The organism is Leptolyngbya sp. FACHB-60 (genome assembly GCF_014695775.1).
Classification (GTDB): domain Bacteria; phylum Cyanobacteriota; class Cyanobacteriia; order Phormidesmidales; family Phormidesmidaceae; genus Nodosilinea.
In genome coordinates, this window is the sequence record NZ_JACJOX010000041.1 from 23409 (window position 1) to 39600 (window position 16192).

Consider the following 16192-nt stretch of genomic DNA (forward strand, 5'->3'; position numbering starts at 1 on the left):
TTAGTACAGTCAACAAAACGTAAGAAACCCAAAGCCCTTGCAGACTGGTGATTGCAAGGGCTTTGGAGTCACGACAAATATGCCAGGAGGCGGGCTTGAACCGCCGACACGAGGATTTTCAGTCCTCTGCTCTACCAACTGAGCTATCCCGGCTAGGGGTGCGAATTTCAGCGCTCAACTAAGATAGCAAGCTAACGTCACCCCTGACAAGGCCATTGAGAAAAATTGCTGCCGCCTTCTATTGCACCTCGCGCAGGCGGGCCACCTTGAGGTAAAAATTACCGGCCCCTTGCCCAGCGTAGGCGCTCACCCGCACCGTGTAGGTGCCTGACTCGCCAATGCGGGCGAACAGTAACGAGTTGGTGGTGCCGTCAGGGCCGTCGTCGTTTTCGCCCACGGTGACGCCGTCTTTGTTCATCAAAATGACCAGGGTATCAAACTCTTCGGAGGTGACATCAACTGCCACTTGATCTCCTGCCTCTAGATTGATCGTATAGTCGCGGGCAAACCCGCCGGTGCCGGTGGGGATGTCGCGATCGCTGAGGGCATCGTTGACTTCTCGGGATGCCGGTAGCGAAATGGGCGAATAAAGCGTAGTCTGCGCCTTGGCTGGCAGCGAAGTCAGCGCCAGGGTAGTCAATGCCAGAGGAAGCAGCAGGTTGCGCTGTAGCCGAAGGTGAAATTGCATAGATTGTGAAAGATTTAAAGAGACAAATTTGCCCAAAGGCACGAGATCGTGCCCATTATGGCCTAAATTTTGGAATTGCTTCGAGAATTAAAAGAGTCTATACATAGTCGGCTTCAGGGGTTGAGGTTGCCCCATCGGCGAATACTCTGTCGGCCTTGCGGATTCATGATTTGGCGAGCTGCGGTTTTGGTTGCATCGTTTCTCAATTTCGTTGCTACACTCACAGACGACCAATGCCCTAGGTATGCCGCCCTTGTCCATGCTAGAGCGCCCTCGTTATCGTTCAGTGTCATCAAAACCCCGTGCCAAGCGCAAGCGGCGGCGATCCCGCAGACCTCGGTTGATGATGATGGCCCTGATCAGCAGCACCTTGTTGCTGGTTGCTTTTCGTGGTGCCAGCGAATACTGGCGTCAGCCCCTCGAATTTAGCCAGCGTCCGGTAGGGCAAATTGTCAACCGGGCCGAAGTTGCCACCGGCATTCGCCAAATTCAAACTGCCAATGGACGGCCGACTCTTAACCCCCTGCCCCTAGCCGAAGAGGTGTGGACCTGTGAAGTGGTAGTAATTGGCGGCACTCTGGGTGGAGTTGCTGCTGCCTCTCACGCAATGAAAACTGGCGTCACCACTTGCCTGATTGAGCTCACCCCGTGGCTAGGCGGGCAGATCAGTTCCCAGGGAGTATCGGCGATTGATGAGTCGCGGGCGATGCGATGGCGACGCAATTTTTCCCCCAGCTGGGAAGCGTTTAAGGATCTGATTAAGCGCCAGCCCGTCCACCTGCCTGATTGGACGGGTATGCCTGCCCAGCTGCCGGTCGAGAGAACCAATAGCTGCTGGGTAGGTGAACTGTGCTTTACTCCCCGCGCTGGAGCCACAGCGGCAGAACTGTGGATGCGGAACGCAGCGCAGAATGCTCCTGAGAGCCGCTGGGCTACCTCTACTGCCTTTAAAGGTGCGGCTTTCGATGCCTCTGGCCGCTACGTAACGGCGGTATATGGGGTGCGGCGCGTTCCTCTCGATCCGGGCTATGTGCCAACGGGGCGGCTGTCTCAGGAGCTAGGGCGGTGGTACGCCTGGTCAGACGATGAGGCCTACAACAAAATTCCCATTCGCTTACAGCCGCCGGCGGGTCGCTCCATGATTGTGATCGACGCGACGGATACCGGCGAGCTGGTGGGCTGGGCTAACCTGCCCCACCGCATTGGCTCTGACGGCCAGGGCTTTACCGGCGAAGTCAACGCGCCGCCGCAGGATAATCCCGACTGTACCCAGGCTTACACCTATCCCTTTGTGTTGGCTACCCTCAACGACAAAAATGAGAGCCTCAAGGAGTTGCAAAAACTAGAGCCTGCGCTCTCCAAGGCCGATCACCGCAAAGAATTTAACTTGGAAGGGTTTCCGTTCTTTGACTTTGGCAGTGTGTTTAACTATCGTCGCATTGTCAGCCAACGGGCGGGGAACTCAAACGTCAACCGCACCCAGCCCGGCGAAATGACCCTCATTAACTGGAATAAGGGCAACGACTGGCACTTTATGGACCCACCTTTGGTGTTTACCGAAGAGGATGTTCGCCTTTCGGGGCAGCGCCAAGATTGGCTCGGCGGACTATCGGCCGAGTCACTTAACTACGGTGAAGCCCATGCGCTTCAGTTTGCGGAGTGGCTAATCGAAAATGAGAGCACCAACAAGCTGTCACTGACGTTTTTGCGGGGGGGGAATTCACCCTTGGGCACTGAGTCCGGCCTCAGTATGGTGCCTTATATTCGTGAGGGCCGCCGCATTTTGGGCCGCCCTGCCTACGGTCAAGATAGCTTTATGGCGGTGGAGGCCGACCTGCGAGAAGACATGACTGGGGGGCGCGATTTTAGAGCAACGGCCGTAGCCCTGGCCCACTACGACATTGATATCCACGGCTGCCGCTACCGATCTTGGCGACCCTCCTACGAGGCGGCCGGGGCTAGCATTAAAGAATTTGTGGTGCGACCGTTGCAAATCCCGCTAGAGGCGCTGGTGCCCCAGGGCGTTGACAACGTGCTGATTGGCGGTAAGAGTGTGGCTGTTAGCCACATCGTCAACGGCGTGACGCGGGTGCACTACGGCGAGTGGAGCATTGGTGGGGCATCGGGAGCGACAGCGGGCTGGCTGCTACGCTACGCCAAGCCCAATGATCTGACCCCGGCCCAGGTAGTGGTGACCGGGCAAATGCCTGCTCTGCAACAATTTCTGATAGAGCAAGGGCTGAAATTTACTTGGTGATCAGGCAAGTACTTTCTAGTGCTAAATTCTACCGTCTAGGGCTAACGAACCCCTAGTTTAGTGAGCACAGCCTTGGCCTATCCTAGAGAGTGCTGAGCGATGGGTGAGGGGAGTGTTGATGGCAGAGTGGATGGGCCAGATGCTAAGGCGAATTGGGTGGCGATCGCTCGCCCTCCTGCTCGTGCTGGTGCTAACCAGCTGTGCCATACCCCAAATAAAGGCCGAAGACCGGCTGTTTTTGCCCCTCACCGTTGAGCTACTAGATGTATACACCTTGCCGCCCCAGGAGTTTGAGGGCACCACGGTGGGTGGGCTGTCGGCCCTGACCTACGATCGCCCCCGCGATCGGCTTTATATTCTCTCTGACGACCGGGGCCGGTTTGGCCCCGCCCGCTTTTATACCCTGGCCATTACCCTGAAGCGTAGCGGCCCGCCTAAGTTTGACACCGTCACCCTCGAAGCTTTTACCCCCTTACTCAATGCCGAGGGTAACCCCTATCCCCAGGGCAGCATTGACCCCGAAGGCATCGCCCTATCCCCCCGCGACACGCTGTTCATTGCCAGCGAAGGAGATGTTCGCGAAAGTATTCCACCGTTTATCGGCGAGTTTGACCGCGAGACGGGCCAGGCGATCGCCACCCTACCGTTACCCAAGCGATACTTGTCTGATGACCCCGACAGCCCCAGCCAGGGGGTGCAAAACAACCTCAGCCTGGAGGCTCTCACCGTCACCGGGTCATCCAGCGGGGCTGGCATGATTGAACCCTTTCGCCTATTTGCGGCGACTGAGTCAGCCCTAGTGCAAGACTACAACGACGACCCCAGTCAGCCCCTCAACAGCCGCTTTTTGCATTACCTCATTGGCGATGACCAGAATACACTAATCGCCGAGCATCGCTATCCGCTCGATTTAGAACCCTCGGGCGCTGTGGTGAATGGCCTCACGGATCTGCTGGCGATCGCCCCAGCTGGTCACTTTCTGTCCCTAGAGCGGGCTTTTGGCCTGCGGGGAATGCAAGTGAAGTTGTACCAACTGGCTACCGGCGGTGCCACCGATACGTCGACCATCCCCAGCCTGAGCGGGGATGTGTCGGGCATTTCACCCATCCGCAAGCAGCTAGTGCTCGATTTTGCCGAAACGCCCCTAGCCGTAGACAACTTAGAGGGTATGACCCTAGGACCGCGCCTGCCCGACGGTGGCCAGAGCCTGCTAATAGTCAGCGACAACAACTTCGAGAGCGATCGCGCCACCCAGCTGATTCTGCTGCGTTTGCAGACGTAAAGCTGCTATCACGCAAAAATATCCTCTGGGCAATGGCTTAGACCCACCTGCCCAGAGGATATTGCGCTGCCGTTCCCAGCGACGGTTATAGAGGAGTTGCTGTAACGTCGCTGGGTTGAGCGATCGCACCCACCATTGCCACATTTGCAGCTTTGCAAGATTAGCTAACAGCGCTGCCGATCGCCCCTTTGAGAGCTGCAACACCCTGCTCAACGCTAGCCCACAGGCCCATATCAGGCTCTTGGCCCGCTATTTCACGAGTGCCAACAAAGTAAAGAACGCCCTTAAGAACTTCTTGGTGAGCCCGATTTTCAAAGTTAACTTTGTTGAGCGGCTCCATGGCATCTTGAAGTTCATCGCTCAAAGTTTGACCCACTTTGTGCAGTACCAAACCGTTCATCGTCTGCTGGTGCTTCAGTAATTCAAGCTGAAAAAACTTGTCGTATAGAGACAATTCTGAACCGTTCATCATTTGCGTGACGGCCTCAGCATGCTTTTGGGTAATATCGCGTGGCTGTGCTGCCGAGCCTAGCTTAGTCACAGCCTCTTGGATATTGCTGAGGTTTGCGCGATCGCTCTTCAGCATCCCTTCAAGCCGCTCACGAATGGTGTGGTCATCGGTGGCTGCCATCAGCTTTTGCTCGATGTCAATCAAAACATTTTGAAAAAGGTTCAGGTCAGCAAGCTTGGTTGATAAGGTTGTCATATCAGTCATTAGATGTATGTCCTGATTAGAATTTGGATAGTGTGTTATTACTCACAGCTTTCATGTTCCCGCGAGAATTCAAGAGCACCCTCTCCCGTTGGAAAGGTTCGAACTGAAAGCCATACCCACCGTTTGTGTTGGCTGGGCAGAAATTAATGCGCTAGCCAACTCCCCTTGTTCTCTGGCTAGCTATTGGCCTCCCTGAGGTTGGCCAATAGCTAGCCAGAAGTCCCTCAGGATGAAAACAACTTCTCTAGCTGCTTTGCGCCCGGCGTTTTTCTAGACCTTTGAGCCTGCGCGAGCTGTGCTTTTTACAGCAGAGTCGATCGACGCTCTTAAAAATTCAGTAGTGGGGTGTAAGAGGGCAGGTAGCTCTGCCCTACGCCTTGTAGCCTCCCATCATCCACCTAACAGCAGACCAGGGCCGACCCACCCAATTGCTACCATGGCGGTAGCGTGCAAGCAGGAAGACGGGCAATGTGTGGACGGTTCAGTCTCAACAAAACCGGTGATGACCTGGACAATGACTTTTTGCTGCGGTCTACTCCCCCTGTCATGCCGCGTTACAACGTTGCCCCCACTCAGCCCATCGCAACGGTGGTGGCGACCTCCGAAAATCCAGAGCCCCACTTCGACTTTCTGCTTTGGGGGCTAATTCCTAGCTGGGCTAAAGACCCTGCCATTGGCAGCCGGATGATCAACGCCCGCGCCGAAACTGTGGTCGAAAAGCCGTCATTTCGTGCCGCTTTTAAGCGCCGTCGCTGTCTGATCTTGGCCGATGGATTTTATGAATGGGAGACAATTTCTGGCCGCAAAACCAAGCAGCCCCACTATATTTTTCTCAACGACCATGCGCCCTTTGCCTTTGCGGGGCTGTGGGAACACTGGAGCGACCCCACTAGCGGCAGCGAACTGCAAACCTGCACCATTCTCACCACCACACCCAACGAGTTGATGGAGCCAATCCACAACCGCATGCCGGTGATTTTGGCCCCTGAAGACTACGCGGCCTGGCTTGACCCTGATTATTACCAGCCCCAAGCGCTCCAGGAGATGCTGCGTCCCTACGACGATGGGGCAATGGATCGCTACCCGGTTTCGACGGTGGTCAACAAGCCCCAAAACGATTCCCCAGACTGCATTGAGCCTCTCGATATTGCATCGGATGAACTCGTGAAGGCTTAGGATTGTCGGGGCTAGATCCTGAGGCCTATCGCACTAAGCGAGGATACAGGCGACCACACCAGGCAATCAGCACGGCGGCCACGCCTACCAAAATCGAGATGCTCAGCCCCAGGCTGTAGCTGCCCGCCGGTTCTACCAGCATCAGCTGGCGCAGGGCATCGACCATGTAGGTCAAGGGGTTGAGTCGCGACACCACCTGAAGCCAGGCGGGCATGATCGAAATTGGATAGATCGCATTGCTGGCGAAAAACAGCGGCATCATCATCAGCTGACCTACGCCCATGACGCGCTCGTGGGTCTGCGCCCAACAGGCCACAATCAGCGAAAAGGTCGAAAACAGCGCCGCGCCTAGCATCACTACCAAAGCCACGCCCAGCATCGCCAGCGGGTTCCAGTTGATGGCCACGCCCATAAGAGCCGCCACAATATAGATGATCAGCAGCTGCGACAGGCACCGCACCCCGGCCCCGATCGCCTTTCCCAGCACCAGGGCCGACTTCGGCGCGGGGCTGACCATTAGCTTATGCAAGATGCCGAGGTCTTTTTCCCAAATCACCAGCAGCCCGGTGAAGATCGACATAAACAGCACGCTCTGGGCCAAAATGCCCGGCGTCATAAAGTCGATGTAGCTGAGGTTGCCGGTGGGGATGCCCCGCACCTGGGTAAACACCTGGCCAAAGATGGTCAGCCACAGCACCGGCTGCACCGCTCGGGTAAACAGCTGAATGGGGTCGTGGCGCAGCTTGCGCACTTCCAGCTCGGCAGCCACTAGAGCCTTGGCGATAAAGTCTTCGATAGGGGCAGTCGGCCGGCTTTGGTTAGCCCAGACGTTTAGCGGTGCGTCGTGTAGTTGACGTGTCACGATAGCTTCCTTCGTTGTCGGTGGTCAGGGGGTTGCGGGTGTAGTGGATGAAGACATCATCCATGGTGGCTTCGGGGTGGGGTACGGTGGCCTTGAGCGTGGCGGGGGTGCCCATGGCGACCTGCTGGCCGTTGTAGAGCATGGCGATGCGATCGCACAGCACATCCGCCTCTTCCATAAAGTGGGTGGTGAGAAACACTGTGGTCTGGTAGTCGCGCCGCAGCTGCAAGATCAGATCCCACATGGTTTTTCGGGCCACCGGGTCAAGACCCACCGTGGGCTCATCGAGGAATAAAACCGGCGGACGGTGCAGGGTGGCCTGGGCTATCTCCAGCCGCCGAATCATGCCGCCAGAGTAGGTGTTAACCAGGCGGTTCGCTACCGCATCGAGTCCTACATAGTGCAGGGCGGCGTGGATGCGATCGAGCCGCTGCCGCCGGGGCACGCTGTAGAGTTTGGCCAAAATCAGCAGGTTTTCGTAGCCGGTCAGGTTGCCATCTACCGACAGCGCTTGGGGTACGTAGCCAATGTGCCGCTGCACCCCGGCAGACTGACGACCAATATCAAACCCGGCGATCGCGGCCCGTCCCCCACTGGCGGGCAGTAGGGTGGTGAGCATTTTGATCAGCGTGCTCTTGCCCGCCCCGTTTGGCCCCAGCAGGCCAAAGACTTCTCCCGGTTCCACACTAAGGGAAAACCGATCGACAGCAGTTTTAGGCGCTGTCTTGGGGCCAAAGCACTTGGTCAATTCTTGGATTTCAATCATTGCCATAGGTTAATCACCAGGTGTAGATGGCTCCTCAAAAATGCTGCTTAAAATTTCTAGCCCCGCCTTGACCTGCTGAAGCTGGGCCTCAGACAGACCCTCTAGACGAGCGGCCACGGTTTGCAAGGTGGCGTCATAGACTCGCTCCATCTCCGCCGTTCCTTCGGGAGTCAGGGTAAGAATGATGCGTCGCCGCTCAGCCGGATCACTAATTCTATTTACCAGTCCCCGCTGTACCAGGCGCTCAACCATGGCCGACATGGTGGGCCGAGTGACATCTAAGTAGTCAGCTACCTCTGATAGGGATGACTGCGATCGCCGCCGCAAAAAATACAGCACTCGCAGCTGCGATAGCGACAGATGAGGCTTGCCGTGGCGACGAATGCCCGCCCGCAAAAACCGCGTCACCGCTGGCACCGTTGTCATCATGCCTGTCGCGCACTGGGTTGAGGTCAAAGCTTGGGTAACCACAGGCGAATGGGCTCTCGACTAACAGTTAGCTTAACTAATAGTTAGCATAGCTTAGTATCCTTAAATCGGGGGGCAGTCGTAGCTTGGTTCAGCCCACTGATTGAGGCAGTCCCAAAGCTGTGGGAACAGCGTTAAGTTGATGCTCAATTTGGCTTCTGTGGAAAAAAACTTTCCAATCCCCCAATCTTTGATTCGGTGGTTTACAGATCCTCCAAACCTGGTAGATTGTCTTGGTATCGGCAAAGAGATTGAAGCATTGATATGAAAGTCCTTGTAATTGGCGGCGACGGCTATTGCGGGTGGGCAACTGCCCTATACCTCTCCAATCGTGGCTACGAAGTCGGGATTCTTGATAGCTTGGTGCGTCGCCACTGGGATGCTCAGCTTCAGATCGAGACGCTGACCCCCATTGCCCCCATCCAAAGCCGCCTCCAGCGCTGGAAAGACCTCACCGGCAAGCACATCGACCTCTACGTTGGTGATATCAACGACTACTCCTTTCTAGAGGAGACGATGCTCGCATTTGAGCCGGGCGCGGTGGTTCACTTCGGCGAACAGCGATCGGCCCCGTTCTCAATGATCGACCGCGAGCACGCGGTGCTGACCCAGGCCAACAACGTGCTGGGCAACCTGAATTTGCTCTATGTGCTGCGCGACCACTTCCCCGAGTGCCACCTGGTCAAGCTAGGCACCATGGGCGAGTACGGCACCCCCAACATCGATATCGAAGAGGGCTACATCACCATTGAGTACAATGGTCGCAAAGATACCCTCCCCTACCCCAAGCAGCCCGGCTCCTTCTACCACCTCAGCAAGGTGCACGACTCCCACAACATTCACTTCGCCTGTAAGGTGTGGGGCCTGCGCGCCACTGACCTCAATCAGGGGGTAGTCTACGGCGTGCTTACCGAAGAGACCGGCATGGATGAGCTGCTGATCAACCGCCTCGACTATGACGGCATTTTTGGCACCGCCCTCAACCGCTTCTGTGTTCAGGCGGCGGTGGGTCACCCCCTCACCGTCTACGGCAAAGGCAGTCAAACTCGCGCATTCTTAGATATTCGCGACACCGTGCGGTGTGTGGAAATTGCGATCGCCAACCCCGGCGACCCTGGCATTTTCCGCGTCTTCAACCAGTTCACCGAAATGTTTAGCGTCGGCGACCTGGCCATGATGGTGAAAAAAGCAGGCAACACCCTAGGTGTTGATGTCGAAATCGACCACATTGATAACCCCCGAGTTGAGGCCGAAGAGCACTACTTCAACGCCAAAAACACCAACCTGCTAGAACTCGGTCTACAGCCCCACATGCTGTCTGACTCGCTGCTTGACAGCCTGCTCAACTTCGCAGTCAAGTACAAAGATCGCGTCGATAAGAATCAAATTCTGCCCAAGGTTCAGTGGCGGCGCGATTAAGAAAACGATGAGGAGGTGAGGAAATAGAGAGATGAGGAAGAACCTTTAACGACCCGTTCGTTTCCCTTCCTTATCATCCTTATTTCCTCATTTTCCTAACCTGGATACTAAGCTTCTCCCTCGTCCCCCGATTCCCCCTAAGCCCCTATGCGGATTGCTCTCTTCACCGAGACCTTTTTGCCGAAAGTTGACGGCATTGTGACCCGTCTCAAGCACACTGTTGATCACTTGCAGCGCCAGGGCAACCAGGTCTTAGTGTTTTCCCCCGAGGGTGGTTTAACCGAGTATCGAGGGGCAAAAATTCACGGTGTATCTGGTTTTCCGCTGCCGCTCTACCCAGAGCTCAAGCTGGCTTTGCCCCGCCCGTCCATTGGCGAAGCGCTAGAAAGCTTTCAGCCTGATTTAGTCCATGTCGTGAACCCAGCAGTCCTAGGACTGGCGGGCATTTACTACAGCAAAACCTTAGATCTGCCGCTGGTGGCGTCGTACCACACTCACCTACCCAAATATCTAGAGCACTACGGCCTCGGCATGCTCGAAGGGCTGATGTGGGAGCTGATCAAAGCCATGCACAACCAGGCGCAGATCAACCTGGTCACCTCTACCGCTATGCAAGCTGAGCTATCAGAGCACGGCGTGGAAAATATTGAGGTGTGGCAGCGTGGGGTTGATACCGAGCTGTTTCGCCCTGAACTGGCCAGTGCTGAGATGCGCGATCGCCTCTCCCAGGGTCACTCCGAAGCGCCCCTACTCCTCTACATCGGTCGCCTTTCCGCCGAGAAAGAGATCGATCGCATCAAGCCCGTGCTTCAGGCTATCCCTGGTGCGCGGCTGGCTCTGGTGGGTGACGGCCCCTACCGTGCCGAGCTAGAGGCCCACTTTGAGGATACCCCCACCAATTTTGTGGGTTATCTGGGCGGAGAAGATTTGGCCTCTGCCTATGCGTCGGCCGATGCTTTCGTATTCCCCTCCCGCACCGAGACGCTGGGCTTAGTCTTGCTAGAGGCGATGGCAGCAGGCTGCCCGGTGGTAGCGGCCAACTCCGGCGGCATTCCCGACATTGTGACCGACGGCGTCAATGGCTTTCTCTTCGACCCGCTCGATGAAGCAGGAGCCATAAACGCTACTCGCCGCCTGATCGAGGCCAAAGACGAGCGGGAGCTGATGCGCCGCAATGCCGTGACCGAGGCCGAGCAATGGGGCTGGGCTGCCGCTACCCGACAGCTCCAGCAGTTTTATCGGCAGGTGCTGGCGCAGCGATCGCTGCCCATGGCAGCGTAGGTCTCCTAAACTATAGGTTCGAGCCATACACTGCTGTTTGCGAGGTTAGCTATGGTCGCAGCTCCTCAATCCTCTTGGGTAGTGACTTGGGAAAAATTACCCGACGACTTCATCCTTGACGATGAACCTGTGGATAATATCAACCAGCCTGCCATTGCCGCCGCTCTGACCGAAAGTCTGGAGTTGAATGGGCTTTTACCGACTCAGTCGCTAGTAATGACCAACTATGGCCTGTGCTCGACCGTGAACGGTAAAACCGTGGTCAAAGCTCCTGACTGGGGTTATGTGCCCCAAATCCGCGTGCCCAGAAAAGAGGTGACGCGCAGCTACACCCCCCAACTGCAAGGGGACTTTCCCGTCGTCGTCATGGAATTTCTCTCCGATACCGAGGGTGGCGAATATTCTATTAAGCCTACCTATCCCCCTGGTAAGTGGTTCTTCTACGAACAGGTGCTGCGAGTGCCCAACTACATTATTTTTGAACCCGACAGCGGCTTACTAGAAGCCTACGCGCTCAATGATGCCGGTCAATACAAGCTCCGCTCACCCGATACCCAGCAGCGATTCTGGATTGATGAGTTGGGCCTAGACCTAGGTGTTTGGCAAGGCACTCGCGAAAATCACACTGGCTACTGGCTGCGCTGGTGGGATGCTCATGGCGATATGCTCCCCTGGGGCAAAGAACGGGCCGAGCAGGAACACCAGCGAGCCGAGCGTCTAGCGGCTCAGCTTCGGGCGGCGGGCATAGAGCCAGAGGAGTAGCCAAATCAGCCGATGCGCAGGCTGAAATGCTAGAGCGCGAACCGCTGAAGGCACTGAGTTACCTTGATTTCTTAAAGAACATCAGGCCAGAATAAAGCTACAGCAACGGCGAATACCTGCTCCTATGACTGCTACCACCCCGCAATTTCGGTCTCCAGCCCCGTCTGATCAGCCCAGCTTAGGTGCTCAACCGTCGGAGCTAACGGTGGATGTGGCCATTGTCGGTGGAGGCATTGTGGGGTTAACGCTGGCGGCGGCCCTAAGCGACAGCGGCATGCAGATTGCTGTGATCGAATCTCAAACAGCGGCAGCGGCGGCTTCGAGGCAGCGGGCCTACGCCTTCTCGCTCACCTCGGCGGATATTTTTAAGGGGCTTGGGTTATGGCCGCAGATTGGGCCGCAGATTTGTCATTTTGACCAGGTTCAGCTCTCTGATGGTGACTACGGGAAGGTCGTGCGGTTTTTGCCCAGCGATCTGGATACTGACGCGGTCTACTATGGCGCCGAGCACAAGGTGCTGATGGCGGCTTTGCAGGGGGCGATCGCCACCTTCCCCAACATTCACTACCTCTGCTCAGCCACCCTAGGGGAAACCCACGACCAGGGAGAATGCACAGTGGCGGCGGTGAGCACACCCGAAGGCAACGTCATGGTGCGATCGCCCCTTTTTGTCGCTGCCGACGGCAAGGGCTCTTCCCTGCGGCAGCGATCGGGCATTGGCAGCTTTGGCTGGCGCTACCGGCAATCCTGCGTCACGGCGGTGCTAGCCCCCGAGCACTCCCACCAAAACACCGCCTACGAGCGCTTTTGGCCCAGCGGCCCCTTTGCCATTCTGCCCCTGCCCGGCCAGCGCTGCCAGGTGGTGTGGACGGCTCCCCACGCCGAGGCCGAGGCTATTTTGCACCTGCCCGAGGCCGAGTTTATGGCTGAGCTACAGAAGCGCTATGGCCATCAGATGGGTCAGCTCAAGCGATTGACCGCGCCCGCGATGTTCCCGGTGCAGCTGATGCAGTGCGATCGCTACGTTTTACCCCGCCTGGCCCTGGTGGGAGACGCCGCCCATAGCTGTCACCCCGTAGGCGGTCAGGGATTAAATATGGGCATTCGCGACGCAGCAGCCCTGGCAGAAGTGTTGATGGCCGCCCACCAGCAGGGCCAAGACATAGGCAGCCTCGCCGTGCTGCGCCGCTATGAACGCTGGCGACGGTTAGAAAATTGGGTCATTCTCAGTTTTACCGACGGGCTGACCCGCATTTTCTCGAATCAGCTGCTGCCCATAGTAGTGCTGCGACGCAGCGGGCTTTGGGTGCTCAGCCACGTTTCCCCCCTTAAACGTTTGGCCCTGCGGCTGATGACCGGTCGCCTAGGGCGAGTACCCCGCCTGGCCCAGCTGGGGCGGCAAGGGTATCATTCTGCCTTGTGAGTTGACATTCAATCAAATCCATTCCGCCCGTAGATTTTCTTTAAGACGAGGGGTAGCAATTGCTAAATTCCAGGGTTTTAGTCAGCTCCACAGGTCGGCTAGTAGAGCTAGAACTAAAACCCTGGAATCTCTGCCCACGGGCTACGCTAACAGCAGATTTTAGCTATGGTCACCTGTTAACAATTAGGCGGTGGTGATTAAGCCTGCTCCCAAATTTGCCGGATTTCACCGGGAAGAAGCGAAGCGATTTCCTGGTTTCGTTCGGCAGGCAAAATTTCCTTCGTAGCTGAGAACACGGCCTTTGTCACTTCCTCAGGAGCAACTCCGGAGGGTAAGGCACCTTCTTGCTGTAGACGCAGCATAAATGTCCCTGGCTTAATGTGTAAATCTTGCGCGGGGCTAATGCGGCTGAAAAAAGCGACCATGACGTTGGGATCTTTCCAAAGATCGAGCACTTCTTGCTCCGCTTCAGATGCGTTTGCTTTAAGGTCCTCTTCGATCCGATCGCTGGTTTTGTTCAACATCATATCCCGCAAAATTCGGAATACTATGTTTGTTGCCCGCTCAGCATCATTAGGAGTTTGCAAACTGCTCCGCTCTAGCACTTTGTCGAGAAAGGATTGTTGCTGGGTTTGGCTTGCCATAATTTCTCACTACAACTTTTTCAAAAAATGAATTGAACTGAATCAATTCATCAGGCTTCCACTACATGTTGCGAAGTGTAAAGACGGATTCCATCCATCGTTTGGCAGAGCTACCTGGCAGAGGTGCCGAGCCAAGCACCCATTGATATCTTTGAATTGAGGTTGAATTGCTGAGCTACTAGCTGAAAGGTTCGCTTCTTCAGAGTTCAGGCTGTTAAGACTGTAAGATTAGTTCTTGCAATCCATATCGTGTGGCTTTTTTCCGTCCCCGACGACTTCTTAGACACCCCGCCCCCTCAGGCACGGATGATAAAACAGTGACTTTTGCAGACGTTGTGCCCACAGCTCGAATTCTGCGCATTTTGGCGATTTCAGGCAGTCTACGCCAGGTTTCATCCAACACGGCTTTGTTACAGGCAGCGATCGCTCTATCACCAGAATTTGTTGAAATAAACCTATATGGTGGCCTCGGTGATTTGCCCCATTTCAACCCTGACCTAGAGCCAGTGGAACTGCCATCTGTAGCCGATTTGCGGGCCCAGGTGAAAGGGTCAGATGGCATCATAATTTCTAGCCCCGAATACGCCCACGGTATACCGGGCGTCTTGAAGAACGCGCTGGATTGGTTGGTGAGTGGCGAAGAGTTTATGGGCAAGCCGGTTGCACTATTCAATGCTTCACCCCGGGCCGCTCACGCCCAGGCCTCGCTGATCGAAATTGTGACCACCATGGCAGGGCGTATTGTGCCTGAAGCCTGCATCACGGTTTCTTTGCTGGGCAAAAATCTAGATGCCGCCGGCATTCTGACTGAGCCAGAAATTTCAGGCGAATTGAGCGCTGCAATTATGGCGCTCGCTACCGGGATTGAACCATCCACAGCGGCTATTCCTAGGCTATAGCCCGTGCCCCTGGGGCAACGCAAAATCAGCATGGGTGAGCTGCCGCTGGAGGCTGTGGGCGATAAACTCGGGGGTAACGGGGTAGTTGAGGTCAGTGAGCAGGGCTGTCTGTCGCCTCGCCGGGTCTAATCTGCATGGCGATCGGGTTCAGCAACGCACCAGGCACAGGGGCTACTTTAGGGGCCACCACGACACCTTATCGCGGGTGGCTCCGTACACTTCCTTCAGCCCCTCGGGGTCAACCACCTGCACCTGGTCGTTAGCCGACTCGGCGGTTTTGCTGGTTTTGATGTAGCCCGCCTTCGTTAGCCCCTTTAAGACCTGCTCAACAGTGCGGTGGTTGAGTTGGCAAGCGCGGGCAATGATATCAATGGGCAGGTCAAAGCAGTAGCTGGGATTGTTGCCCCGGCTCGGCTGGCTACCCAGGCTGCGCTCTTGGTAGATCAATGCCCGCAGCAGCGCCGCCACTGCCTGCGGCGGGTAGGTGCTGCAATTGAGCAGGTGATACTGAAACTTTTCGCGCAGCTCAAATAAAAGAGAGTAGCGATCGCGAAAGGTTTCATGCTGGTCGTATAACGATTGCACCATTGCCACCGGCACTTTGATCACGTCGGTGGTTTTGTAGGCCTCTACTAAGCTGGGGAATGCCCGCACCACCGGCCCAAACCCCACCGGCAAATTGCGCATGCCAAAACAGGCGCCGGGGTAGGTCATGGCAATTACCCGATCGAGGGGGGTGCTGCGCATGATGACTGGGCCGCCCTCGACCACCACGTAGAGGTGCTCTAACCAGGTTTGCGGACGAAAGGCCGTATACACCGGCCGATTGGAGTACAGCTTTTCTATGATCAAGACACTGGGGTCTAACCCGTTAAGCAGGTCTTTGCCCTCCATGCCCTGAAACAAAAAACTCTTTGTGGTCAAAGTCTCGATGGCATCGGCCGCCGAAACCTGACCTTTTTGCCTTGCCATACTGCATTACAGGTTCGTTACCCCGCCATTGTCCCTCGAAAACTACGCTTGCTCAAGAATTCTTGATCGCAATCTCGATTGACCTGTATTCGAATTGGAAAATTGGACCGGGTAGGGCAACTGAGCTGACAGTGGGTGGCAGGGCCGCGATCGATCGCTTGAGCCGCTGAGCCGCCCCCTAAACAAACTGACAAGGCAAATTTAGTAGCCGTCGTCGACTTCAGTGTTGAACCACAGATCCGCCTCTAGCTCCACCAAATCGAGCAGCGCCTCGTGAACTGTCCCCGCTTGGCCCTCGATGGCGAGATCAAACCAGCCGTCCTCTTGGCCGTTGGCTCCCAACAGAGCACCTAAAATGTTCACCTTGAGCCCGTAGCGGTTGATCAAGTTTGAGATCACCGGGTCGGGGTGGCGTGCCTTAGGAATGCGGATTTTTACTTCGGTGTGAATCAGACTTTCAGGGTCTTTAAGGTGCAAAGCCTCAAGACCATAGTCGGGAGAAACGGATGACATTGGGAACCTCCTGAAATGTAAGCTACGCGGCTTGGCGATCGGGCGTTCGGTCTGACCTACCCAAG

17 protein-coding genes and 1 tRNA gene are annotated in these 16192 nt (G+C 56.1%); 9 read left to right on the top strand and 9 right to left on the bottom strand.

All coding sequences use genetic code 11. The features are described from left to right. Positions 1-80: 80 nt before the first annotated feature. Together H6F57_RS15850 and H6F57_RS15855 are read right to left on the bottom strand one after the other, a co-directional pair. Positions 81-153 (bottom strand) — tRNA-Phe (locus tag H6F57_RS15850). 85 nt (positions 154-238) lie between these two features. Then, entirely contained in the window at positions 239-688 is a 450-nt protein-coding gene (locus H6F57_RS15855) for a PPC domain-containing protein (protein WP_190628471.1), read from the bottom strand. 286 nt (positions 689-974) lie between these two features. On the opposite strand from H6F57_RS15855, the gene H6F57_RS15860 reads away from it, so the two are divergent. Next, positions 975-2945 carry an FAD-dependent oxidoreductase gene (locus tag H6F57_RS15860; RefSeq protein ID WP_199289794.1) on the top strand — a complete coding sequence of 657 codons (1971 nt, stop codon included), beginning with the start codon at positions 975-977 and terminating at the stop codon, positions 2943-2945. A 118-nt stretch (positions 2946-3063) separates the two neighbouring features. Beyond that, positions 3064-4227: an esterase-like activity of phytase family protein gene (locus H6F57_RS15865; RefSeq protein ID WP_242024932.1), complete on the top strand. Its 1164-nt coding sequence runs from the start codon at positions 3064-3066 to the stop codon at positions 4225-4227. 160 nt (positions 4228-4387) lie between these two features. Here the strand turns inward: H6F57_RS15865 and H6F57_RS15870 are convergent, their stop codons facing one another. Further along, positions 4388-4942, bottom strand: a complete 555-nt coding sequence (locus H6F57_RS15870) for a hemerythrin HHE cation-binding protein (RefSeq protein WP_190628469.1) — start codon at positions 4940-4942, stop codon at positions 4388-4390. A 468-nt stretch (positions 4943-5410) separates the two neighbouring features. On the opposite strand from H6F57_RS15870, the gene H6F57_RS15875 reads away from it, so the two are divergent. Further along, a complete protein-coding gene (locus H6F57_RS15875) occupies positions 5411-6118 on the top strand; it encodes an SOS response-associated peptidase (protein ID WP_190628467.1) in 708 nt (235 codons plus the stop codon). Between the two features lie 25 nt (positions 6119-6143). On the opposite strand, the gene H6F57_RS15880 is transcribed toward H6F57_RS15875, so the two are convergent. The 3 genes from H6F57_RS15880 to H6F57_RS15890 are packed head-to-tail and all read right to left on the bottom strand — an operon-like array spanning position 6144 to position 8217. Further along, positions 6144-6980, bottom strand: coding sequence for an ABC transporter permease (locus H6F57_RS15880; protein WP_190628465.1), 837 nt, complete (start codon positions 6978-6980; stop codon positions 6144-6146). Continuing rightward, the gene (locus tag H6F57_RS15885; RefSeq protein WP_190628464.1) at positions 6937-7752 is read right to left on the bottom strand and encodes an ATP-binding cassette domain-containing protein; all 816 of its coding nucleotides are present in this window, start codon (positions 7750-7752) and stop codon (positions 6937-6939) included. The genes H6F57_RS15880 and H6F57_RS15885 overlap by 44 nt, the downstream gene beginning before the upstream one ends. A 3-nt stretch (positions 7753-7755) precedes the next feature. Beyond that, on the bottom strand, positions 7756-8217 hold the full coding sequence (locus H6F57_RS15890; RefSeq protein ID WP_190628462.1) for a MarR family transcriptional regulator: 462 nt from the start codon (positions 8215-8217) through the stop codon (positions 7756-7758). 261 nt (positions 8218-8478) lie between these two features. Between H6F57_RS15890 and H6F57_RS15895 the strand changes: the two genes are divergently transcribed. The 4 genes from H6F57_RS15895 to H6F57_RS15910 all read left to right on the top strand — a co-directional run bounded on the left by H6F57_RS15895 (position 8479) and on the right by H6F57_RS15910 (position 13099). Next, positions 8479-9633, top strand: a complete 1155-nt coding sequence (locus tag H6F57_RS15895) for an NAD-dependent epimerase/dehydratase family protein (protein WP_190628460.1) — start codon at positions 8479-8481, stop codon at positions 9631-9633. Positions 9634-9780: 147 nt separating this feature from the next. Beyond that, positions 9781-10914, top strand: a complete 1134-nt coding sequence (locus tag H6F57_RS15900) for a glycosyltransferase family 1 protein (RefSeq protein WP_190628458.1) — start codon at positions 9781-9783, stop codon at positions 10912-10914. Positions 10915-10965: 51 nt separating this feature from the next. Beyond that, on the top strand, positions 10966-11676 hold the full coding sequence (locus H6F57_RS15905; RefSeq protein WP_190628456.1) for a Uma2 family endonuclease: 711 nt from the start codon (positions 10966-10968) through the stop codon (positions 11674-11676). A 124-nt stretch (positions 11677-11800) separates the two neighbouring features. Further along, positions 11801-13099 carry an FAD-dependent hydroxylase gene (locus tag H6F57_RS15910; RefSeq protein ID WP_190628454.1) on the top strand — a complete coding sequence of 433 codons (1299 nt, stop codon included), beginning with the start codon at positions 11801-11803 and terminating at the stop codon, positions 13097-13099. A gap of 197 nt (positions 13100-13296) precedes the next feature. Here H6F57_RS15910 and H6F57_RS15915 read toward each other — a convergent pair whose 3' ends face one another. Then, complete coding sequence (locus H6F57_RS15915) at positions 13297-13743, bottom strand: DUF2267 domain-containing protein (RefSeq protein ID WP_190628451.1); 447 nt, start codon at positions 13741-13743, stop codon at positions 13297-13299. A 317-nt stretch (positions 13744-14060) separates the two neighbouring features. Between H6F57_RS15915 and H6F57_RS15920 the strand changes: the two genes are divergently transcribed. Continuing rightward, positions 14061-14642 carry an NADPH-dependent FMN reductase gene (locus H6F57_RS15920; RefSeq protein ID WP_199289793.1) on the top strand — a complete coding sequence of 194 codons (582 nt, stop codon included), beginning with the start codon at positions 14061-14063 and terminating at the stop codon, positions 14640-14642. A gap of 3 nt (positions 14643-14645) precedes the next feature. Next, entirely contained in the window at positions 14646-14771 is a 126-nt protein-coding gene (locus H6F57_RS28055; protein WP_277873731.1) for a hypothetical protein, read from the top strand. Positions 14772-14813: 42 nt separating this feature from the next. Here the strand turns inward: H6F57_RS28055 and H6F57_RS15925 are convergent, their stop codons facing one another. Both H6F57_RS15925 and H6F57_RS15930 read right to left on the bottom strand, forming a co-directional pair. After that, positions 14814-15614, bottom strand: a complete 801-nt coding sequence (locus H6F57_RS15925; RefSeq protein ID WP_190628449.1) for a Crp/Fnr family transcriptional regulator — start codon at positions 15612-15614, stop codon at positions 14814-14816. Positions 15615-15815: 201 nt separating this feature from the next. Further along, positions 15816-16127: an NIL domain-containing protein gene (locus tag H6F57_RS15930; RefSeq protein ID WP_190628448.1), complete on the bottom strand. Its 312-nt coding sequence runs from the start codon at positions 16125-16127 to the stop codon at positions 15816-15818. Positions 16128-16192 lie beyond the last annotated feature (65 nt).